Here is a 19809-nt window from a genome sequence, read left to right as displayed (position 1 = left end):
GATGACGCGGTCGCAGGAGATTTCGGCCACGCTCACCACCCCGGAATTCGATCAGGCGCGCGCGGAGGCCGCCGTGCGCGAGCTGCTGCTCGCCGTCGGTGAGGATCCGGATCGGCACGGCCTTCTCGACACCCCGGCCCGCGTGGCGCGCGCCTACCGGGAGATGTTCGCCGGCCTCTACACCGATCCCGACGACGTGCTCAACACGACGTTCGACGAGCAGCACGACGAGCTCGTGCTGGTCAAGGACATCCCGATGTACTCGACGTGCGAGCACCACCTGGTGTCCTTTCACGGTGTCGCGCACGTCGGCTACATCCCGGGCAAGGACGGCCGGGTGACGGGTCTGTCCAAGCTGGCCCGCGTCGTCGATCTGTACGCCAAACGGCCTCAGGTGCAGGAGCGGCTGACGTGCCAGGTGGCCGACGCCCTGATGCGCAAGCTGGATCCGCGCGGGGCGATCGTGGTGATCGAGGCCGAGCACCTGTGCATGGCGATGCGCGGTATCCGCAAGCCCGGGGCCCGCACCACGACCTCGGCGGTACGCGGGGTGTTCAAGACCAACACGGCCTCCCGCGCTGAAGCTCTGGACCTGATCCTGCGGAAGTGACAGCCGCCGACCTCGCGTCCTCCGCACCGGCCGGCGTGGCCGTGATGGGGGTCGTCAACGTCACCGACGACTCGTTCTCCGACGGTGGATTGTTCCTTGATCGGGACCGTGCGGTCGCGCACGGTATCGAGCTGGTCGCCCAGGGCGCCGCGATCGTCGACGTCGGCGGCGAATCCACCCGTCCCGGTGCCACCCGCGTCGACCCGGCGGTCGAGACCGCGCGGATTCTCCCGGTCGTCGCCGAACTCGCCGCCCACGGCATCACCGTCAGCATCGACACGATGCACGCCGGGGTGGCCGCCGCGGCATTGGAGAACGGGGCCCGCATCGTCAACGACGTCTCCGGCGGCCGAGCGGACCCGGACATGGTGCGGGTGGTCGCCGAGGCGGGGGTGCCGTGGGTGCTGATGCACTGGCGCTCGGTGGACAGTGAGCGGCCACACGAGGCGCCGATCTACCGCGACGTCGTGGCCGAGGTGCGCGACGAGCTGATGGCCGGCGTGGACGCCGCCGTGGCGGCCGGGGTGGCTCCCGACCGGTTGATCCTCGATCCCGGGCTCGGTTTCGCGAAGACGGCCGAGCACAACTGGGCACTGCTGGCGGCGCTGCCGGAGTTCGTCGCCACCGGTGTCCCGATCCTGGTCGGAGCGTCGCGCAAACGGTTCCTGGGGACACTGCTTGCTGACGCGGACGGGACGCCGCGGCCGCCGGGCGGCCGGGAGACCGCGACCGCGGCGATCTCGGCGCTGGCCGGCTGGCACGGGGCGTGGGGGGTGCGGGTGCACGACGTGCGCGCGTCGTGCGACGCGCTCGCGGTGGCGTCGGCCTGGAAGTCGGCGGGGCAGTCTGCGGGGCAATCGGCGGAGCAGGGAGCAGAGCGGCATGGCTGATCGAATCGAGTTGCGCGGCTTGCGGGTTCGCGGCAACCACGGGGTCTTCGAGCACGAGCGCCGGGACGGGCAGGACTTCGTCGTGGACATCACGGTGTGGATCGACCTGGCCGACGCCGCGGCCAGCGACGACCTCGCCGACACCCTCGACTACGGTGCGCTCGCGCAGCGGGCCGCCGACATCGTGGCGGGCCCACCACGGCAGCTGATCGAGACCGTGGCCGGTGATATCGCCGAGGACGTCATGGGCGACGAGCGCGTACACGCGGTCGAGGTGGTCGTGCACAAGCCGGCCGCGCCGATCCCGCTGGATTTCGCCGACGTCGCGGTGGTCGCACGCCGCTCACGCCGGGGCGGACGCGCGGCGGAGCCGCCCGCCCGTCGCGCGGCGGAGCCGCGATGACCTCGGTGGTGCTGTCCATCGGGTCCAACCTCGGAGACCGGATGGCGCACCTGCAGTCGGTGCTCGACGGGCTCGGCGATGCGGTCACCGCGGTGTCGCCGGTCTACGAGACCGCGGCGTGGGGCGGCGTCGAGCAGGGTGCCTTCCTCAATGCCGTCGTGCTGGCCGACGCCGCGCACGGGCCGCACGAGTGGCTGCACCGCGCCCACGAGATGGAGGCTGCAGCCCAGCGTGTGCGCGAACAGCATTGGGGGCCAAGGACACTCGACGTCGATCTGGTGGAGGTGCGCGACGGCGGCCGGGAGGTCACGGTCGACGACGACGTGCTGACACTGCCGCACCGCTACGCGCACGCTCGCGCGTTCGTCCTCGTCCCCTGGCTCGCCGTCGCCCCGTCGGCCACGCTGACGGTGCAGGGCAGGCCGACCCCCGTGGCGGAGCTGCTGGCCTCCCTCGACCCGGCCGAGCGTGCCGGCGTGCACCTCACCGACCACAGCTTGACGCCGCGGGTCGCGCGCTGATGGGGCTGACTCGTGCCCGCGACCTCGTCGCCGGGGCCGTCGCGGCCGCGGTGCTGGGTTATCTGCTGGTGCGGGCCACCTACCGGTATTTCCCGCCGATCACGGTGTGGACCGGCATATCGCTGCTCGGCGTCGCGGTCGCCCTCGCGGGCTGGGGCTTCTACGTGCGGGCGCGCGTGCGCGACGGCGAGATCGGAGTGGGTCGCGGGCGGCTGCATCCGCTGGCGGTGGCCCGCTCTGTGGTGATCGCCAAGGCGGCGGCGTGGATGGGCGCGGTCGTGCTGGGGTGGTGGGTGGCCGTGGCGGCGTACGTGCTGCCCCGCCGCGACGCATTGCGGGTGGCCGCCGCCGACAGTCCCGGAACTGTCGTCGCGGCGCTCTGTGCGCTCGCGCTGGTCGCGGCGGCGCTGTGGCTGCAGCATTGCTGCCGGTCCCCCGAGGACACCCCGCCCGACGCCGATCCGGCGACCGGCTGAGGGGCCGCGCGGCTTCGTGACCGAATCGCCGCAAGGGTCGACACGCGTGACGACCTGTGGCGGGTACAGTCGCCCCATGACCGATCCGACCCGCGGCGCCAGGATGCGTCGGGGCGGTCGGCGGCCCGGCTGGATCTTGATGTCGGCGTTGCTGGTGCTGGCCATTGCGGCCAGTTCTGCCCTGGTTTTCACCGATCGCGTCGAGTTGCTCAAGCTTGCTGTGATCCTCGCGCTGTGGGCGGCGGTGGTCGCGGCGTTCGTATCGGTGATCTACCGCAGGCAGAGTGACAGCGACCAGGCCAAGGTGCGGGATCTGAAGCTGGTGTACGACCTGCAACTGGAGCGTGAGATCTCGGCGCGCCGCGAGTACGAGCTGACTGTCGAGAGCCATCTGCGCCGCGAATTGGCGAGCGAACTGAAGGCCCAGTCGGCCGACGAGGTGGCTGCGCTACGCGCCGAGTTGGCCGCGCTGCGGGCGAACCTGGAGTACCTGTTCGACGCCGACCTGTCGGAGCGCCCGGCGCTGGAGCGCGATCGGGCCGAGGCGCCGTCGCTGCCCTCGGCTGGACGGGTCAGCAGCAGCCGCATCGACACCGAGGACGCCGACGCCCGCCGCGCCGCCATGGCGATCGAGCGCGACGAGCACGCCCCGGACACCGAGGAGAGCCCGATCATCGACGTGCCCGCCGAGCCCCACCCGGACGACAGCTGGCCTCAGGTGCGCGAGCCGGCCGAGCCGGCAGGTGGTGCGCACCGGCGCGCCGGGGCGCCGACCGGGCCGTGGACTCCGACACCCGCGCCTGCGACCCCTCACACTCCTCCGCAGGTGCCGTGGTTGCCACCTCAGACAGCACCGCAGAGCCCGCCGCCACCGCCTCGCCCGGCCGACATTCGCAGCTCGGCGGGTTCCTGGCAGCCCGCACCTGCCGAAGGCCGTTTCATCCCTGCGGGCCAACCTGGTTCGCACTGGTCCGCGCCACCGCCGTCGCCGCGGCCGACCCCTCCGCCGCAACGCCCGGAGCCTGAGCCGACCCCGGAGCCGGAGCGTGACGCCGAGTCCGAGTACGTGGGCCGGCGACGCGCTCCGGAGACGACCGAGGCGCCCCGGGGCAAGCACTCGTCGGCGTCGGAGCCGGCGCCGGAGCCGGAGCCGCCCGCCGAGGAGACCCCCGCCGCGCCCGACGACGTGGACGGCGGCGCGCACACCGGTGGTCAGTCGGTGGCCGAACTGCTGGCTCGGTTGCAGGCGAGCCCGTCGGGTGGTGGCGGGCGCCGCCGCCGCGAGGACTGATTTTCTCGCTGGGTTAGGCTGTGCGCGACCGGTACCCGCTCGCGGGACCGGACCGACAGAGAATCAGCGAGGGCGATGGTGGCGATGGTCCAGCCCCCGATCGGTGGGGCTCCTCACGACGGACTCCGCCCCGCTCGGCTGACCGTCGGCGTCGTGTCGGCGGGCAAAGTGGGGGCCGCGCTGGGTGCGGCGCTGGAACGGGCCGAGCACGTGGTCGCCGGGTGCAGCGCGGTGTCGCGCGCGTCCCGGGCGCGGGCGGCCCGCTGGCTGCCGGACACCCCGGTGCTGGCGGTCGACGAGGTCGCCGCGCGCGCCGAGTTGCTTCTGCTGGCCGTTCCCGATGCTGCGCTGGCCGAGCTCGTCGCCGGGCTCGCGGCCACCGGCGCGGTGCGGCCCAACACGATCGTCGCGCACACGTCCGGGGCCAACGGTATCGGCATCCTGGCGCCACTGGCCGAGCGCGGCTGCATCACGATGGCGATCCATCCGGCGATGACGTTCGCCGGCACCGACGAGGACGTGGATCGGTTGCGCGGCACCTGTTTCGGGATCACCGCCGCCGACGAGATCGGTTATGCGATCGCCCAGTCGCTGGTTCTGGAAGTGGGCGGTGAGCCGTTCCGGGTGCGTGAAGACGCCCGCACGCTGTATCACGCGGCGCTCGCGCACGGCAGCAATCACGTCGTCACCGTCGTGCTCGATGCACTGGAGGCGTTGCGGGCTGCGCTGTCCGGTCAGGAGCTGCTCGGCCAGGACATCGTGGCGGACGCCCCGGGAGGGCTGGCCGAACGGATCATGGGTCCGTTGGTGCGGGCGTCGGTGGACAACGCATTGCGGACGGGTCAGCGTGCGCTGACGGGACCGGTGGCCCGCGGGGACGCCACCGCGGTGGCCGGCCACGTGCACGCCTTCGAAGAGGTCAATCCTGCTCTGGCGCAGGCATATCGAACGAATTCCCACCGGACGGCGCAGCGCGCGGACGCACCCCGCGCCGTCTTCGACGTACTGGCGGAGGCCGAGTGACGATGCACACCGGGAAACTGAAATTCGCGGCGGGCGAACTTAACGTCTATGCCCGCCCGCAGGAGGTGTCCGACGTGACCCGCGCGCTGCGGACCACCGGGCGCCGCGTCATGCTCGTCCCCACGATGGGGGCGCTGCACGAAGGCCATCTGACGCTGATCCGCACCGCCAAGCGAGTGCCGGGCGCGGTGGTCGTGGTGTCGATCTTCGTCAACCCCTTGCAGTTCGGCGCCGGTGAGGACCTCGACGCCTATCCCCGCACGCTGGCCGACGATCTCGACGCGCTGCGCGCCGAAGGTGTGGAGATCGCCTACACCCCGACGGCTGCCGACATGTACCCGCAGGGCCGGCGCACCACCGTGGTGCCGGGACCGCTCGGCGCTGAACTCGAAGGTGCCGCGCGGACAACACATTTCGCCGGTGTCCTGACCGTCGTCGCCAAGTTGTTCAACATCGTTCGGCCTGACCGGGCGTACTTCGGCGAGAAGGACTATCAGCAACTGACGCTGATCCGGCAGATGGTCACCGACCTCGATCTGGGCGTGCAGATCCAGGGGGTGCCGATCGTGCGGGAATCTGACGGGCTGGCCATGTCGTCGCGCAACCGCTATCTCGATGCCGTCCAGCGGGAGCAGGCCGGCGCGCTCTCGGCCGCGCTGCTGGCCGGCATGTACGCCGCGGCTACCGGGGTGCCCGCCGCGCTGGATGCGGCCCGGGCCGTTCTCGACGAGGTGCCCGCGCTGGAGGTCGACTACCTCGAGGTGCGCGACCCGATGCTGGGCCCCGCACCCGTCGAGGGGCCGGCGCGAATGCTGGTGGCAGCCCGGCTCGGCACCACCCGGTTGCTCGACAACATCGCGATCGACGTCGGCGCCGGCGCCGGCATCGACGGTCATCCGCGCACCCCGAGTGGTGAGAGCCACGAACTGCCTTGGAGAAACTGAGTGCTGCTCGTCATCGACGTTCGTAACACCCACACCGTCGTCGGGTTGATCTCGGGGGTCGGCGATCACGCGAAGGTGGTGTCGCACTGGCGTATTCGCACCGAATCCGAGGTGACCGCCGACGAACTCGCGCTCACCATCGACGGTCTGATCGGCGACGACGCCGAGCGGCTCACCGGCGCAGCGGGCCTGTCCACGGTGCCGTCGGTGCTGCACGAGGTCCGCGTGATGCTGGAGCAGTACTGGCCTGCGGTGCCTCATGTGCTGATCGAACCCGGGGTGCGCACCGGTATCCCGCTACTGGTCGACAATCCCAAAGAGGTGGGCGCCGACCGGATCGTCAATTGCCTTGCGGCATATCAGAAATTCGGTACCGCCGCGATCGTGGTCGATTTCGGGTCGTCGATCTGCGTGGATGTGGTGTCGGCCAAGGGCGAGTTCCTGGGCGGCGCGATCGCCCCCGGTGTGCAGGTGTCCTCTGACGCGGCGGCCGCCCGCTCGGCGGCGTTGCGCCGGGTGGAGCTGACCCGGCCGCGGTCGGTGATCGGCAAGAACACCGTCGAATGCATGCAGGCGGGCGCGGTGTTCGGGTTCGCCGGTCTGGTCGACGGTCTGGTCAGCCGGGTGCGCTCGGACGTCGACGGCTTCGGCGGTGACGACGTCGCGGTGGTCGCGACCGGACACGGCGCGCCGCTGGTGCTCGCCGATCTCGCGACCGTGCAGCACTACGACCGTCATCTGACGCTCGACGGGCTGCGCCTGGTGTTCGAGCGCAACCGCGACGGCCAGCGCAGCAAGCCCAAGGGCGCCCGCTAGCAGCTGTGAGCGACTTCGGACCTGCTGGGCTGGTCATTTAAGCTGGCACGTCGTGACCGACGAATCCGGCAGCGCCGACTCCGACCGTGACATTTCCAGTGACATGTCGGGGGACATCCCCGAGCAGTTCCGGATCCGTCAGGCGAAGCGTCAGAAGCTGCTCGACGAGGGCCGGGAGCCCTATCCCGTCGAGGTCCCCCGCACGCACAGCCTCGCCGAGGTGCGCGCCGCCTTCCCCGAGCTGGCCGCCGACGAGACGACGGGTGAGTTCGTCGGGGTGTCGGGTCGGGTCATCTTCGCCCGCAACTCCGGCAAGTTGTGCTTCGCGACGCTGCAGGACGGCGACGGCACCCAGCTGCAGGCGATGATCAGCCTGAACCAGGTCGGGCAGGAATCCCTCGACGCGTGGAAGGCCGACGTCGACCTTGGCGACATCGTGTTCGTCCATGGTGAGGTGATCAGTTCGCGGCGCGGAGAGTTGTCTGTGCTGGCGGACTCGTGGCAAATCGCCTCCAAGTCACTGCGCCCGTTGCCGGTGGCCCACAAGGAGATGAGCGAGGAATCGCGGGTCCGGCAGCGGTACGTGGACCTGATCGTGCGTCCGGAGGCCCGCACCGTCGCCCGGCAGCGGGTCGCGGTCGTGCGCGCCGTGCGCTCGGCGCTGGAGCGGCGCGGCTTCCTGGAAGTGGAGACGCCGATTCTGCAGACTCTGGCCGGTGGCGCCGCCGCGCGGCCGTTCGTCACACACTCCAACGCCCTCGATTCCGATCTGTATCTACGGATTGCGCCGGAGCTTTTTCTCAAACGGTGTGTGGTGGGCGGATTGGACAAGGTTTTCGAGTTGAATCGGGTGTTCCGAAACGAAGGCGCCGATTCCACGCATTCTCCCGAGTTCGCGATGCTCGAGACATATCAGGCGTACGGGACTTATGACGATTCTGCGACCGTCACGCGGGAACTCATTCAAGAAGTCGCCGACGAGGCGATAGGTACACGGCAGGTGACATTGCCGGACGGCAGCATCTATGACCTCGACGGTGAATGGGACTCGATTGCGATGTATCCCTCATTGTCGGAGGGCCTCGGTGAAGAGATCACGCCCGCCACCAGTGCGCAACAATTGTGGCAGATCGCCGACCGGCTCGGTGTGGAAATTCCGCGCGACCGTGGTTACGGACACGGGAAATTGGTCGAGGAACTGTGGGAGCACGTGGTCGGTAACACGTTGTGGGCGCCCACTTTTGTCCGCGATTTCCCGGTGGAGACCACTCCGTTGACCCGCGCGCACCGCAGCATCGAGGGAGTCACCGAGAAATGGGATCTCTACGTGCGGCATATCGAGTTGGCCACCGGATACTCCGAATTGATCGACCCGGTCATCCAGCGCGAGCGATTCGAGGCCCAGGCCCGGGCGGCCGCCGCGGGCGATGACGAAGCCATGCTGCTCGACGAGGATTTTCTCGCCGCGCTGGAGTACGGAATGCCCCCGACGACGGGAACGGGAATGGGCGTGGATCGCTTGTTGATGGCGCTGACCGGGTTGTCCATTCGCGACACAGTTTTGTTCCCCATTGTTCGGCGCCACACATAGCATCTGTGCGTTGTTGAATGAAAAGCGCATTTATGGCACATTGATGCCGGGGTTCGGGGTCAGACGAGTTGCGGGGCAGAGAAGGGCATTGGGCCATGGCGAAAAAGGTCACCGTCACTCTTGTCGATGATTTCGACGGTGAAGGCGCCGCTGACGAGACCGTCGAATTCGGTCTCGACGGAGTGACTTACGAGATCGATTTGTCGGCCAAGAACGCCGCCAAACTCCGCAATGATGTGAACAAGTGGGCCGAAGCGGGCCGTCGGGTCGGTGGCCGTCGCCGCGGCCGAGCGGCCGCCACCGGCCGGGGCCGCGCCGCCATCGACCGCGAGCAGAGTGCCGCGATCAGGGAATGGGCGCGCCGCAACGGCCACAACGTGTCCACCCGGGGTCGCATCCCGGCCGACGTCATCGACGCGTTCCACGAGGCCACCTAGCAGCAACCTGGGCGGCAACCGCGCGGGCCGTTGCCAGGCCATCCCGGCCGGTTCGTTCGCTGTCGGCGAAGCCGCCGACCCTGCTCGCTCGAAACGATTCCGCCCGCCGCGGCGTTGCACTGGACAGCGTCAGGCCGTCACCCGCCGTTCAGCCCATGGAGAACAGACCCCGGAACCGACCGGGAACGGGCCGACAGGCGGGGCACCTGGAGCCGCCGCCCATTACAGTGGACGTCAGGTGCGGGCACGTCTTTTGCGTGCGGCACCCATCTATGCGATGGAGAGCAGGTAACCACGGATGTTCGAAAGATTCACCGACCGTGCACGTCGGGTTGTCGTCCTGGCTCAAGAAGAAGCCCGGATGCTCAACCACAACTACATCGGCACCGAGCACATCCTGCTGGGACTCATTCACGAGGGTGAGGGAGTGGCCGCCAAGTCACTCGAATCGCTGGGCATCTCCCTGGAGGGTGTGCGCAGCCAGGTCGAGGAGATCATCGGTCAGGGCCAGCAGGCGCCGTCCGGGCACATCCCCTTCACCCCGCGTGCCAAGAAGGTGCTGGAGCTGAGCCTGCGCGAGGCGCTGCAGCTCGGCCACAACTACATCGGCACCGAGCACATCCTGCTGGGGCTGATCCGCGAGGGTGAGGGTGTGGCCGCCCAGGTGCTGGTCAAGCTCGGCGCGGAACTGACCCGGGTGCGCCAGCAGGTCATCCAGCTGCTGAGCGGCTACCAGGGCAAGGAGACCGCCGAGGCGGGCACCGGCGGGCGCACCGGCGAGGCAGGCAACCCGTCGACCTCGCTGGTGCTCGACCAGTTCGGTCGCAACCTGACCGCCGCCGCGATGGAGGGCAAGCTCGATCCCGTCATCGGCCGCGAGAAGGAAATCGAGCGGGTCATGCAGGTGCTGAGCCGCCGCACCAAGAACAACCCGGTCCTCATCGGTGAGCCCGGCGTCGGCAAGACCGCCGTCGTCGAGGGCTTGGCCCAGGCGATCGTGCACGGCGACGTGCCCGAGACGCTGAAGGACAAGCAGCTCTACACGCTGGACCTCGGTTCGCTGGTCGCGGGAAGCCGCTACCGCGGTGATTTCGAGGAGCGCCTGAAGAAGGTGCTCAAGGAGATCAACACCCGCGGCGACATCATCCTGTTCATCGACGAGCTGCACACGCTCGTCGGTGCCGGTGCCGCCGAGGGCGCGATCGACGCGGCCAGCATCCTGAAGCCGAAGCTGGCCCGCGGTGAGCTGCAGACCATCGGCGCGACCACGCTCGACGAGTACCGCAAGTACATCGAGAAGGACGCCGCGCTGGAACGTCGCTTCCAGCCGGTCCAGGTCGGGGAGCCGACGGTGGCGCACACCATCGAGATCCTCAAGGGTCTGCGCGACCGCTACGAGGCGCACCACCGCGTCTCGATCACCGACGGTGCGATCGCGGCGGCCGCCACGCTGGCCGACCGCTACATCAACGACCGCTTCCTGCCGGACAAGGCGATCGACCTGATCGACGAGGCGGGCGCCCGCATGCGCATCCGCCGGATGACCGCGCCGCCGGACCTGCGCGAGTTCGACGAGAAGATCGCCGACGCGCGCCGGGAGAAGGAGTCCGCGATCGACGCGCAGGACTTCGAGAAGGCCGCGAACCTGCGCGACAAGGAGAAGCAGCTGGTCGCGCAGCGCGCCGAGCGTGAAAAGCAGTGGCGCTCAGGCGATCTGGATGTGGTTGCCGAGGTCGACGATGAGCAGATCGCCGAGGTGCTGGGCAACTGGACCGGTATCCCGGTGTTCAAGCTCACCGAGGAGGAGACCACCCGTCTGCTCCGCATGGAGGACGAGCTGCACAAGCGGATCATCGGCCAGGAGGACGCCGTCAAGGCGGTATCCAAGGCGATCCGCCGCACGCGCGCCGGTCTGAAGGACCCCAAGCGTCCGTCGGGCTCGTTCATCTTCGCCGGCCCGTCCGGCGTCGGAAAGACCGAGCTGTCCAAGGCGCTGGCCAACTTCCTGTTCGGCGAGGACGACGCGCTCATCCAGATCGACATGGGCGAGTTCCACGACCGCTTCACCGCCTCGCGGCTCTTCGGTGCTCCTCCGGGGTACGTCGGCTACGAGGAGGGCGGCCAGCTCACCGAGAAGGTGCGCCGCAAGCCGTTCTCGGTGGTGCTGTTCGACGAGATCGAGAAGGCCCACCAGGAGATCTACAACAGCCTCCTTCAGGTCCTCGAGGACGGCCGTCTCACCGACGGTCAGGGTCGCACGGTCGACTTCAAGAACACCGTGCTGATCTTCACGTCGAACCTCGGAACGTCCGACATCTCCAAGGCGGTGGGCCTCGGCTTCACCCAGGGCGGTGGCGAGAACAACTACGAGCGGATGAAGCAGAAGGTCAACGACGAGCTGAAGAAGCATTTCCGCCCGGAGTTCCTGAACCGTATCGACGACATCATCGTGTTCCACCAGCTGACACAGGACGAGATCATCAAGATGGTCGACCTGATGATCGGCCGGGTCGGCAACCAGTTGCGGGCCAAGGACATGACGATGGAGCTGACCGATCGGGCCAAGTCCCTGCTGGCCAAGCGTGGATTCGATCCGGTGCTGGGTGCACGGCCGCTGCGGCGCACCATCCAGCGCGAGATCGAGGACCAGCTGTCGGAGAAGATCCTCTTCGAAGAGGTCGGACCCGGCCAGCACGTGACAGTCGACGTCGAGAACTGGGACGGCGAGGGTCCGGGCGAGGATGCGGTGTTCACCTTCCACGGTGGGCCGAAGCGCTCCGAGCCTGCTGAGGCTGATCTGGCGCAGGCCGGCGCAGCCGAGTAGAAGCAACCGACGAACGGGCGGTCACCTTCGGGTGGCCGCCCGTTCGCCGTTCCGGCACGCTCGCGGCACGGTCGGTGCCCATGGCCGCGCTGCGCCCACTATGATCCGAATGCAATCGACGGTTGTCGGAATCTGGTGAGACTCCAGAACGGTCGCGCCACTGTGACAGTCAGACCCGATGCCGTCGGCACCCACCAACTGGGACGCGACATCCCGGAAAGGACCCCTCATGACCACTGGTGAATCCCGCAGAGCACGCGCGACAGCCATCGACTTCTCGGCCACCAAGGCCGCGCTGTGGCTGTCGTTGACCGCATTCCTCGCGCTCGTCGTGTTGTACTTCGTCGGCGTCGATCAGGGCGCGACGTCGGTGTTCGGCGACAACATGTACATCCACGAGTTCGTCCACGACGCTCGCCATCTGCTCGGATTCCCCTGCCACTGACGGGCAGAGGAAACGCAGACATGGAAAAGCAGATCATTTGGCGCGGGATCCTGTCCGGCGCCATTGCAGGTGTGTTCGCGTTCGTCTTCGCGAAGATCTTCCTCGAGCCGATCATCGGCCGGGCCATCGAGTTCGAGGACGGCATCTCGGCCGCGCACGAGCACATGGAGATGGCTGCAGGCGGTGGCCACTCGCACGGTGACGGTGGTGAACTGTTCAGCCGCGGCATCCAGTCCACCATCGGCATGGGCATGGGTGTCCTGCTGTTCAGCGTCGCTGTGGGCGCGCTGTTCTCGGTCGTGTTCGCGATCGCCTACGGGCGCATCGGGGACATATCGGCTCGGGCCACCGCGGTCGTCGTCGCCGCAGCGATGTTCGTGTCGGTGTGGCTGGTCCCCGCGCTGAAGTATCCGCCGAACCCGCCGGCGACCAGCGATGACGCCACCATCTTCCAGCGTTCGATGCTCTACCTGCTGATGGTGGGGCTTTCGGCACTGCTGATGGTTGCCGCGGTGTACCTCGGTCGTCAGCTCGCGCCGAAGCTGGGGGCGTGGAACGCGACGCTCGCCGGAGGTGCGGCCTATCTCGTCGCGGTATCCGCCCTGATGTTGGTCCTGCCGACGATCAGTGAGACCCCCGGTCCGATGGTCGACGACGCAGGCAGGATCGTGTTCCCGGGCTTCCCGGCCGTGGATCTGTACGAGTTCCGGCTCTATGCGACGGCGACTCAGGTGATCGTCTGGACGACGATCGGGCTGACGTTCGCGACGATGGTGTCGAAGCTCCTCGGCGAGAAGCGCAAGGACGCGCTGACGGTGTGAGCGGGGTCGTCCGGCTGACCCTCGTGTCGCACGGGATGACCGATGCGATGGCAGCCGGACGGTTCCCCACCGATGAACCGCTGAACGCGCTCGGGCGTAGGCAGGTGGCTGATGCCCCGACGGGGATCATGACCGCCGAGCGGGCCTACTGCGGTCCGGAGGCACGCGCCATCCAGACCGCCGATCTGCTCGGTGTGCAGGCACAGATCGAACCGAAGCTCGCTGATCTCGATCACGGACGGTGGCGCGGCGACGTGCTGAGCCGGGTGCAGCCCGCCGAACTCGCGATCTGGCTGACCGACCCCACGCAGGCGCCTCACGGTGGCGAGAGCGTCGTCGCGCTGATCGCCCGGGTCAGGGCGTGGCTGGACTCGCTGACCTCCGAGCGTGTCCGGGTCGTCGCGGCGACCCACCCGGCCGTTATCCGTGCGGCTGTCCTCGTGGTTCTCGACGCCCCACCGAAGTCGTTCTGGCGCATCGATATCGCGCCGGCAAGCCACACGGTGCTGCACTTTCGCGGCCACGCGTGGACGCTGCGGTCGTGATCGAGGTCCCGATCAGGGTGCGACGAGGCCGAACATCTGCCGCGCGATCGACAGCAGCCAGGACGCCGCGGTCGGGCTGCGGTACTGCGACCAGTTGGTCTGCATGCTGACCACCCAGCCCTGGCCGGTGCGGTCGGTGGCGAACCAGCTGAACGTCAGATCGCCGGGCAGATTGCCCGCTTTGGCCGCGATGTAGGGCCACTCGGTGCGGTCCAGGTCGATGCCCGGCACCGCCGACAGGATGTCGTGCACCGGCGCGGCGTCACCGGTCGCGTTGCGTTGCAGCGCCGCGTGCAGCCGGCAGATGTCGGCGGCGCTGGCGTACCACTCGGCACCGATGTCCGATGCCGGCATGTGGGTGCGCTGCGGATCCGGTTCGTACGGGCGCGAATTGGTCTGCTGGAGAAGCTGTGCGCGGCCGGCGTGGTTGGCCTGTTTCCACTGCTCGCGCAGGTTCGGTTCGCCCCAGCCCACCGAGAACATCTCGTGCATGGTCGGGAACGGCGTCATGCTGGCCGGGTCGTGGTGGCCGGCGGCGACGAGTGCGCGCTCGATCGCTCCCGGGCCGAGCCGGCCGATCAGCAGGTCGGTCGCCATGTTGTCGCTGGCCGAGATCATCTGCTGGGCCGCATCGCGCACCGACACCGTCGAGCCGGGGGGCAGCTTGTCGAAGCCCGAGGAACCGACGGCTTTCGCCTCCTTGGTGATGGTCAGCGGGTCCGTCCAGGCGACCGTGTGCGCCTTGACCGCATCGGAGAGCGCGTAGAGCACGTAGAGCTTGAAGATCGACGCCAACGGCAGCGACATCTCGGTGTTGGTGCCCGCGACCTTCTCGCAGCGGCCATCGACGACCTTGGCCACCTGATACGAGTACTTCGCGCCCGTCTTGGTGATTTCGGCGTCGGCGTCGCGGAAGGACGTGATTTTCGGCGGCACGAGGTCGACCGAGAAGCGATCCACCATGCCGGCGTCGTCGGTGCGCAGTTCGATGGTCTGCGAGACGCCGTACGACGTGAGGACGTGCAGCGTCGCGTTGCCGGCACCGACGTCGACCTCGGTGACGGTGAACGGGCGGTCCCACCACATCCGATCCATGGTTACGCCGACGGCCTCGACGACCTGCGGGGCGGCCAGCGTGCGGATGCCGTTCTCCCCGATGGGCCAGTCGCTGTTGAGCATGTCCATGGTCTGCTTGGCACGCAGACCCTGCGGGGTGTTGATCTGGATCGGGACGCCGTAGGCGGCGTCGGCTGGAGCGGGCCGGGTGGCGGCGCAGCCGTTCACCAATGTGACGACCGCGACGAGCGCGGTCGCGCAGGTGAGCGCGCGACGTATCCCGGCGCCCCTACGCCTGCGTGCGCGTTCCTGCAACGTCGAGCACAACCTCGAACTCCAGCAGTGATGCGCCCTTGGACACGGGGTTGGCGCGTTCCCCGGCGTGCGCCTCGATGGCGGGGCCGCTGGCCCAGGCCTGGAACGCTTCTTCGGACTCCCACTGGGTGACGACGAAATAGCGATCCTCGCCCTTGATGGGCCGCAACAGCTGGAACCCGAGGAAGCCTGCCTGGTTGTCGACGGCGTGGGCGCGGTGGGCGAAGCGCTTCTCCAGCTCCGGTCCGGCGCCGGGCGGGACCTCGATCGCGTTGATCTTCACCACCGGTGTGGCGTTCGCGTTCTGCTCGGACATGGCGTTCAGGCTACCGCGCCGCCGATGCCATGATGACGCCATGGAGCTGCTCACGGCCCACGGCGGTGCGGGGCGCCCACTGGTCCTCGTACACGGGCTGATGGGCCGGGGTTCCACGTGGTCGCGGCAGCTGCCCTGGCTCGCCGGTCACGGTCGGGTGTTCACCTACGACGCGCCGTGGCACCGGGGGCGGGACGTGCCCGACGCCCACCCGATCTCGACCGAGCGCTTCGTCGACGATCTCGCTGATGCGGTGTCCGGGCTGGGCGAACCGGCGGTGCTGATCGGGCATTCGATGGGTGGTCTGCATGCGTGGTGTCTGGCTGCGCAGCGTCCTGAGCTGGTCGATGCGCTGGTGGTGGAGGACATGGCGCCGGACTTCCGGGGTCGCACGACCGGGGCCTGGGAGCCGTGGCTGTACGCACTGCCGGTCGAGTTCGAGTCGGAGGCGCAGGTCGTCGACGCGTTCGGGCCGGTGGCCGGGCGCTACTTCCTGGAGGCGTTCGACCGCACCTCGACCGGGTGGCGGTTGCACGGGCAGCCGGCCCGCTGGGTCGAGATCGCGGCCGAATGGGGGAGGCGGGACTACTGGGCGCAGTGGCGCTCTGTCGATGTGCCGACGCTGGTGATCGAGGCCGGCGACTCGGTGACCCCGCCCGGACAGATGGCGCAGATGGCGCGCACAGGGCGGCAGACGACGTACGTGACGGTGCCCGGTGCCGGTCATCTCGTCCACGACGACGCCCCGGTGAAATATCGGGACGCCGTCGAGACGTTTCTATCGACGTTCGCCGGTGGCGGATGACCTCGGCCAGGAGGGTTGGCTTTCGAAGCGGGTGCGGATCGCATCCACGTCGTGGGCCACTCGGCCCAGGTCGCGGTCGTCTTCGAACAGTCGACCCGTGAACGGGGCGGCGATGCGGAACTGGTCGCGGTGCAGGCGCAGCACGCCGGTGCGGTGAGCCGCCCAGGTCAGCGCCGCGGCCAGGGCGAACGGGGCGGACAGGATCAGGAAGGTCAGTGCGATGCTCATGGCAGTAATGCTCCGCCTACGCAAGATCGTGCCACCAGTGGCAGAAGCGACATCCGTCGATAAGATGCTGCCATGACGATTCGGACGGTGTCCGCGCTGGTCCTCGACGGGTTGGCGGTGTTCGAGTTCGGCGTGATCTGCGAGGTCTTCGGCATCGACCGCTCCGCCGACGGTGTGCCGAATTTCGACTTCAAGGTGTGCGGACCCGAACCCGGCACGCCGGTGCGTACCACGGTGGGCGCCACGATCATCCCGGACCACGGGCTCGACGATCTCGTCGGAGCGGACCTGGTGGCGATCCCCGCGATCAGCGGCGGTGACTACCTCCCCGAAGCGCTCGAGGCGATCCGCAGGGCCGCCGATTCGGGATCGATCATCGTGACCGTGTGCTCCGGGGCGTTCGTCGCGGGCGCGGCCGGCCTCCTCGACGGGCGGCCCTGCACCACCCACTGGATGCACGCCGACGAGCTCGCCCGCATGTATCCGACCGCCAAAGTGGATCGCAACGTGCTGTTCGTTGACGACGGCAACCTGATCACCAGCGCAGGCACCGCCGCGGGTATCGACGCATGCCTGCATCTGGTGCGCCGCGAGATGGGCAGCGAGATCACGAACAAGATCGCCCGCCGCATGGTGGTGCCGCCGCAGCGCGACGGCGGTCAACGGCAGTACATCGACCAGCCGATCCCGGTGCGATGTTCGGAACGCTTTGCCCCGCACCTGGATTGGATTCTGGCCAACCTCGACAAGCCGCACACCGTCACGTCGCTGGCCCGCCGGGCGCACATGTCGGGGCGTACGTTCGCGCGCCGTTTCGTCGAGGAGACCGGCCGCACGCCTATGCAGTGGGTGACCGATCAGCGCGTGCTGTTCGCCCGCCGGCTGCTCGAGGAGACCACGCTGGACATCGACAACATCGCCGAGCAGTCCGGCTTCGGCAACGCCACGCTGCTGCGCCACCACTTCCGGCGCATCATCGGCGTCACCCCGTCGGACTATCGGCGTCGATTCGCCTCTGCCGCAGCCGAATCCGACTGCGCCGAGTCGGCCTGACCGGCTTCGCCCGCCGGAGCCTGATTGCCGGCTTCGCCGGCCGGAGTCTGATTGCCGGCTTCGCCGGCGAGAGCGAACCTGCCGTCCTCGGTCTGTTCCACCAGCCCGTCGACCAGCAACGAGTCCAGACACCGGTCCCGCTGTGCGGTGTCGGTCAGCCAGGCCACGTCGAGCTGCGCACGGGTGACCGGAATGTCGCTGCCGCGCAACACATCCAGCAGCTTGCCTCGCACCTGGCGGTCCGTACCGGCGAACTTCTGCACCTTGCGGGCCGGTCCGGTGCCGGCGGGGAAGCCCAGCGAGCGCCACGCACAGTGCGACAGCGGGCACACGCCGCATTTCGGAGAGCGCGCCGTGCACACGATCGCGCCGAGTTCCATCAGCGCCACCGAGAACGTCGGCGCCCTCTCGTCGTCGGGCAGTAGCGAGGCCACGTCGTCGAGGTCGCGCACCGACGCCGCCGCGGCGTCGTCACGCCCGTGCACCGCCCGCGCGACGACGCGACGCACGTTGGTGTCGACCACCGGCACCCGTTGGCGGTAGGCGAAGCACGCCACCGCCCGCGCGGTGTAGGCACCGATTCCCGGCAGCGAGAGCAGGGTGTCGACATCGTCGGGGACCACGTCGCCGTGGTCGGCGGCGATCACGGTCGCGCATTCGTGCAGCCGCTTGGCCCGCCGCGGGTAACCGAGCTTGCCCCAGGCACGCAGCACGTCGGCCGCGCTGGCCGCCGCGGTCGCCGACGGCGTGGGCCAGCGGGCGATCCAGTCCCGCCAGATCGGCTCCACGCGGGCGACCGGGGTCTGCTGCAGCATGAATTCGCTGACCAGGATCTGCCACGCCGAGACCCCCGGTTGCCGCCACGGCAGGTCGCGCTGCGCCTCGGCGTACCAGTCGAGAAGCTCACCCGTGTCGATCATCGATGCAGGCTGGGGCAGAATGACGGCCATGCCGAACACGAACCCGTTGACCGCGTGGAAAGCACTCAAAGAGGGTAACGAGCGCTTCGTCGCCGGGAAGCCGGAGCACCCTAGCCAGAGCATCGAGCACCGCGCCAGCCTGGCCGCTGCCCAGAAGCCGACGGCCATCGTGTTCGGGTGCGCCGACAGCCGCGTGGCCGCCGAGATCATCTTCGACCAGGGCCTCGGGGACATGTTCGTGGTCCGCACCGCCGGTCACGTCATCGACAGCGCGGTGCTCGGCTCGATCGAGTACGGGGTCGCCGTGCTCAACGTGCCGCTGGTCGTCGTGCTCGGCCACGACAGCTGCGGTGCGGTGGGTGCGACGTTGACCGCGCTCGACGACGGTTCGCTGCCCGGCGGCTACATCCGCGACGTGGTGGAGCGGGTCACCCCGTCGATCCTGGTCGGCCGTCGCGAGGGCCTCACCCGGGTGGACGAGTTCGAAGCCCGGCACGTCACCGAGACGGGCAGGCAGTTGCTGAGTCGCTCGACCATCGTCTCCAACGCGGTGTCCGAGGGCAGGCTCGCGATCGTCGGTTTGACCTACCACCTGGCCGACGGCCAGGTGGTGTTGCGCGACCACATAGGCGACATCGGCGAAAACTGAAAGGCAACACGCCGAGTGGCGTCAAACAGAGTCGCTTGAGCTGGCCTTACCGTGATGTCGTGCTGGATTTGGAACCGCATGGCCCGCTGCCCCAACAGATCTATTGGCGACGCAGGATGCTGGCACTCGGCGTTTCCGTGCTCGTCATCGGGATCATCGCGGCGGTCGTCGCGGTCGTCGTGATGAACAGCACCAGCACCGAGCAGCCGACCGCCAACGAGAACCAGGCGTCGCAGACCGCCGCGGCTCCCACGCCGCTGCCTGGCGACAATCCGGAGGTCAAGACTCCGATTCAGGCACCGGCCCAGCAGGCGCCGCCGCAGACCGCGACCCCGACGGCCGCCGTGGTGCCGCCGCCGATCCTCAAAGAAGGCGACGACTGCCCGGACTCGACGCTGGCGGTCAAGGGCATCACCAACCAGCCGCAGTACGTCGTCGGTGATCAGCCGAAGTTCACGATGGTGGTGACCAACATCGGGTTGGTCGCCTGCCAGCGCGACGTCGGCGCGGCAGTGTTGGCCGCGTACGTGTACTCGCTGGACAACCAGCGGCTCTGGTCGAACCTGGATTGCGCGCCGTCGAGTGAGACGCTGATCAAGACGTTCCAGCCGGGGGAGCAGGTGACCACCGAGGTGACGTGGACCGGGATGGGTTCGGCGCCGAACTGCCCGCTGCCGCGCCAGCCGATCGGGCCAGGCACCTACAACCTGGTCGTCCAGTTGGGCAACCTCCGTTCGGCGACGGTGCCGTTCATCTTGGCCCAGCCGCAGCAGGTCCCGCCGGTAGCGCCCGGCGCTGCGCCGGCGCCCGCCCCGGCACCCGCGGGCTGA

Annotated in this window: 23 protein-coding genes; 19 read left to right on the top strand and 4 right to left on the bottom strand. The window is 68.9% G+C overall.

Annotation, left to right across the window (positions count from 1 at the left end):
- Nucleotide 1: 1 nt before the first annotated feature.
- The 15 genes from folE (at nucleotide 2) to ACZ50N_RS23495 (ending at nucleotide 13637) form a co-directional block, all read left to right on the top strand.
- A complete protein-coding gene (gene folE, locus ACZ50N_RS23565; protein ID WP_048421892.1) occupies nucleotides 2–610 on the top strand; it encodes a GTP cyclohydrolase I FolE in 609 nt (202 codons plus the stop codon).
- A 44-nt stretch (nucleotides 611–654) separates the two neighbouring features.
- Nucleotides 655–1500 (top strand): dihydropteroate synthase, encoded by an 846-nt coding sequence (gene folP / locus ACZ50N_RS23560; protein ID WP_048421931.1) that lies wholly within the window; start codon nucleotides 655–657, stop codon nucleotides 1498–1500.
- Nucleotides 1493–1903, top strand: coding sequence for a dihydroneopterin aldolase (gene folB, locus ACZ50N_RS23555; RefSeq protein ID WP_464473887.1), 411 nt, complete (start codon nucleotides 1493–1495; stop codon nucleotides 1901–1903). The genes folP and folB overlap by 8 nt, the downstream gene beginning before the upstream one ends.
- Nucleotides 1900–2424, top strand: coding sequence for a 2-amino-4-hydroxy-6-hydroxymethyldihydropteridine diphosphokinase (gene folK, locus ACZ50N_RS23550; protein WP_464473886.1), 525 nt, complete (start codon nucleotides 1900–1902; stop codon nucleotides 2422–2424). Before folB ends, folK begins: the two co-directional genes overlap by 4 nt.
- Entirely contained in the window at nucleotides 2424–2900 is a 477-nt protein-coding gene (locus ACZ50N_RS23545; RefSeq protein WP_046366116.1) for a DUF3180 domain-containing protein, read from the top strand. The genes folK and ACZ50N_RS23545 overlap by 1 nt, the downstream gene beginning before the upstream one ends.
- A 76-nt stretch (nucleotides 2901–2976) precedes the next feature.
- Entirely contained in the window at nucleotides 2977–4191 is a 1215-nt protein-coding gene (locus tag ACZ50N_RS23540) for a DUF6779 domain-containing protein (RefSeq protein WP_464473885.1), read from the top strand.
- 84 nt (nucleotides 4192–4275) lie between these two features.
- Nucleotides 4276–5214 carry a Rossmann-like and DUF2520 domain-containing protein gene (locus ACZ50N_RS23535; protein ID WP_464473884.1) on the top strand — a complete coding sequence of 313 codons (939 nt, stop codon included), beginning with the start codon at nucleotides 4276–4278 and terminating at the stop codon, nucleotides 5212–5214.
- A 2-nt stretch (nucleotides 5215–5216) separates the two neighbouring features.
- Nucleotides 5217–6158 (top strand): pantoate--beta-alanine ligase, encoded by a 942-nt coding sequence (panC, locus tag ACZ50N_RS23530; protein ID WP_464475699.1) that lies wholly within the window; start codon nucleotides 5217–5219, stop codon nucleotides 6156–6158.
- Complete coding sequence (locus ACZ50N_RS23525) at nucleotides 6159–6974, top strand: type III pantothenate kinase (RefSeq protein ID WP_464473883.1); 816 nt, start codon at nucleotides 6159–6161, stop codon at nucleotides 6972–6974.
- Nucleotides 6975–7077: 103 nt separating this feature from the next.
- Nucleotides 7078–8565 carry a lysine--tRNA ligase gene (gene lysS / locus ACZ50N_RS23520; RefSeq protein ID WP_464475698.1) on the top strand — a complete coding sequence of 496 codons (1488 nt, stop codon included), beginning with the start codon at nucleotides 7078–7080 and terminating at the stop codon, nucleotides 8563–8565.
- A 95-nt stretch (nucleotides 8566–8660) separates the two neighbouring features.
- Complete coding sequence (gene lsr2, locus ACZ50N_RS23515) at nucleotides 8661–9002, top strand: histone-like nucleoid-structuring protein Lsr2 (RefSeq protein ID WP_046362846.1); 342 nt, start codon at nucleotides 8661–8663, stop codon at nucleotides 9000–9002.
- Between the two features lie 298 nt (nucleotides 9003–9300).
- Nucleotides 9301–11826, top strand: coding sequence for an ATP-dependent protease ATP-binding subunit ClpC (clpC1, locus tag ACZ50N_RS23510; RefSeq protein WP_073684497.1), 2526 nt, complete (start codon nucleotides 9301–9303; stop codon nucleotides 11824–11826).
- Nucleotides 11827–12055: 229 nt separating this feature from the next.
- Nucleotides 12056–12271: a CbtB domain-containing protein gene (locus ACZ50N_RS23505; protein WP_046362848.1), complete on the top strand. Its 216-nt coding sequence runs from the start codon at nucleotides 12056–12058 to the stop codon at nucleotides 12269–12271.
- A gap of 20 nt (nucleotides 12272–12291) precedes the next feature.
- A complete protein-coding gene (locus tag ACZ50N_RS23500) occupies nucleotides 12292–13092 on the top strand; it encodes a CbtA family protein (RefSeq protein ID WP_464473882.1) in 801 nt (266 codons plus the stop codon).
- Nucleotides 13089–13637: a histidine phosphatase family protein gene (locus ACZ50N_RS23495; protein WP_464473881.1), complete on the top strand. Its 549-nt coding sequence runs from the start codon at nucleotides 13089–13091 to the stop codon at nucleotides 13635–13637. Before ACZ50N_RS23500 ends, ACZ50N_RS23495 begins: the two co-directional genes overlap by 4 nt.
- 12 nt (nucleotides 13638–13649) lie before the next feature.
- Here the strand turns inward: ACZ50N_RS23495 and ACZ50N_RS23490 are convergent, their stop codons facing one another.
- On the bottom strand, nucleotides 13650–15008 hold the full coding sequence (locus ACZ50N_RS23490) for a serine hydrolase (protein WP_419196973.1): 1359 nt from the start codon (nucleotides 15006–15008) through the stop codon (nucleotides 13650–13652).
- Nucleotides 14983–15324, bottom strand: a complete 342-nt coding sequence (gene mhuD / locus ACZ50N_RS23485) for a mycobilin-forming heme oxygenase MhuD (protein ID WP_046362852.1) — start codon at nucleotides 15322–15324, stop codon at nucleotides 14983–14985. The genes ACZ50N_RS23490 and mhuD overlap by 26 nt, the downstream gene beginning before the upstream one ends.
- Before the next feature lie 40 nt (nucleotides 15325–15364).
- Here mhuD and ACZ50N_RS23480 point away from each other — a divergent pair, with 40 nt between their 5' ends.
- Nucleotides 15365–16129, top strand: a complete 765-nt coding sequence (locus ACZ50N_RS23480; RefSeq protein ID WP_046362853.1) for an alpha/beta fold hydrolase — start codon at nucleotides 15365–15367, stop codon at nucleotides 16127–16129.
- Here ACZ50N_RS23480 and ACZ50N_RS23475 read toward each other — a convergent pair.
- Nucleotides 16103–16357: a hypothetical protein gene (locus tag ACZ50N_RS23475; RefSeq protein ID WP_046362854.1), complete on the bottom strand. Its 255-nt coding sequence runs from the start codon at nucleotides 16355–16357 to the stop codon at nucleotides 16103–16105. The genes ACZ50N_RS23480 and ACZ50N_RS23475 overlap by 27 nt on opposite strands.
- 72 nt (nucleotides 16358–16429) lie before the next feature.
- On the opposite strand from ACZ50N_RS23475, the gene ACZ50N_RS23470 reads away from it, so the two are divergent.
- Nucleotides 16430–17410 (top strand): helix-turn-helix domain-containing protein, encoded by a 981-nt coding sequence (locus ACZ50N_RS23470; protein WP_464469891.1) that lies wholly within the window; start codon nucleotides 16430–16432, stop codon nucleotides 17408–17410.
- Here ACZ50N_RS23470 and ACZ50N_RS23465 read toward each other — a convergent pair.
- The gene (locus tag ACZ50N_RS23465) at nucleotides 17353–18360 is read right to left on the bottom strand and encodes an iron-sulfur binding domain-containing protein (RefSeq protein WP_464473880.1); all 1008 of its coding nucleotides are present in this window, start codon (nucleotides 18358–18360) and stop codon (nucleotides 17353–17355) included. The genes ACZ50N_RS23470 and ACZ50N_RS23465 overlap by 58 nt on opposite strands.
- On the opposite strand from ACZ50N_RS23465, the gene ACZ50N_RS23460 reads away from it, so the two are divergent.
- Both ACZ50N_RS23460 and ACZ50N_RS23455 read left to right on the top strand, forming a co-directional pair.
- Nucleotides 18359–18979 (top strand): carbonic anhydrase, encoded by a 621-nt coding sequence (locus tag ACZ50N_RS23460; protein ID WP_046362857.1) that lies wholly within the window; start codon nucleotides 18359–18361, stop codon nucleotides 18977–18979. The two genes, ACZ50N_RS23465 and ACZ50N_RS23460, sit on opposite strands and share 2 nt — an antisense overlap.
- A gap of 59 nt (nucleotides 18980–19038) precedes the next feature.
- A complete protein-coding gene (locus ACZ50N_RS23455) occupies nucleotides 19039–19809 on the top strand; it encodes a hypothetical protein (protein ID WP_198529206.1) in 771 nt (256 codons plus the stop codon).

The sequence above is a fragment of the Mycolicibacterium obuense genome (assembly GCF_055397605.1).
The sequence above is the reverse complement of the archived record's forward strand: the minus strand, read 5'-3'. Positions and strand labels throughout refer to the sequence as shown.

Excerpts from the sequence above, each read along its gene's own strand:
- folE (WP_048421892.1), top strand. The coding sequence starts at position 2 with ATGACGCGGTCGCAGGAGATTTCGGCCACGCTCACCACCCCGGAATTC.
- folP (WP_048421931.1), top strand. The coding sequence starts at position 655 with ATGGGGGTCGTCAACGTCACCGACGACTCGTTCTCCGACGGTGGATTG.
- folB (WP_464473887.1), top strand. The coding sequence starts at position 1,493 with ATGGCTGATCGAATCGAGTTGCGCGGCTTGCGGGTTCGCGGCAACCAC.
- folK (WP_464473886.1), top strand. The coding sequence starts at position 1,900 with ATGACCTCGGTGGTGCTGTCCATCGGGTCCAACCTCGGAGACCGGATG.
- ACZ50N_RS23545 (WP_046366116.1), top strand. The coding sequence starts at position 2,424 with ATGGGGCTGACTCGTGCCCGCGACCTCGTCGCCGGGGCCGTCGCGGCC.
- ACZ50N_RS23540 (WP_464473885.1), top strand. The coding sequence starts at position 2,977 with ATGACCGATCCGACCCGCGGCGCCAGGATGCGTCGGGGCGGTCGGCGG.
- ACZ50N_RS23535 (WP_464473884.1), top strand. The coding sequence starts at position 4,276 with ATGGTCCAGCCCCCGATCGGTGGGGCTCCTCACGACGGACTCCGCCCC.
- panC (WP_464475699.1), top strand. The coding sequence starts at position 5,217 with ATGCACACCGGGAAACTGAAATTCGCGGCGGGCGAACTTAACGTCTAT.
- lysS (WP_464475698.1), top strand. The coding sequence starts at position 7,078 with ATGTCGGGGGACATCCCCGAGCAGTTCCGGATCCGTCAGGCGAAGCGT.
- lsr2 (WP_046362846.1), top strand. The coding sequence starts at position 8,661 with ATGGCGAAAAAGGTCACCGTCACTCTTGTCGATGATTTCGACGGTGAA.
- clpC1 (WP_073684497.1), top strand. The coding sequence starts at position 9,301 with ATGTTCGAAAGATTCACCGACCGTGCACGTCGGGTTGTCGTCCTGGCT.
- ACZ50N_RS23505 (WP_046362848.1), top strand. The coding sequence starts at position 12,056 with ATGACCACTGGTGAATCCCGCAGAGCACGCGCGACAGCCATCGACTTC.
- ACZ50N_RS23500 (WP_464473882.1), top strand. The coding sequence starts at position 12,292 with ATGGAAAAGCAGATCATTTGGCGCGGGATCCTGTCCGGCGCCATTGCA.
- mhuD (WP_046362852.1), bottom strand. The coding sequence starts at position 15,324 with ATGTCCGAGCAGAACGCGAACGCCACACCGGTGGTGAAGATCAACGCG.
- ACZ50N_RS23480 (WP_046362853.1), top strand. The coding sequence starts at position 15,365 with ATGGAGCTGCTCACGGCCCACGGCGGTGCGGGGCGCCCACTGGTCCTC.
- ACZ50N_RS23475 (WP_046362854.1), bottom strand. The coding sequence starts at position 16,357 with ATGAGCATCGCACTGACCTTCCTGATCCTGTCCGCCCCGTTCGCCCTG.
- ACZ50N_RS23470 (WP_464469891.1), top strand. The coding sequence starts at position 16,430 with ATGACGATTCGGACGGTGTCCGCGCTGGTCCTCGACGGGTTGGCGGTG.
- ACZ50N_RS23460 (WP_046362857.1), top strand. The coding sequence starts at position 18,359 with ATGCCGAACACGAACCCGTTGACCGCGTGGAAAGCACTCAAAGAGGGT.
- ACZ50N_RS23465 (WP_464473880.1), bottom strand. The coding sequence starts at position 18,360 with ATGGCCGTCATTCTGCCCCAGCCTGCATCGATGATCGACACGGGTGAG.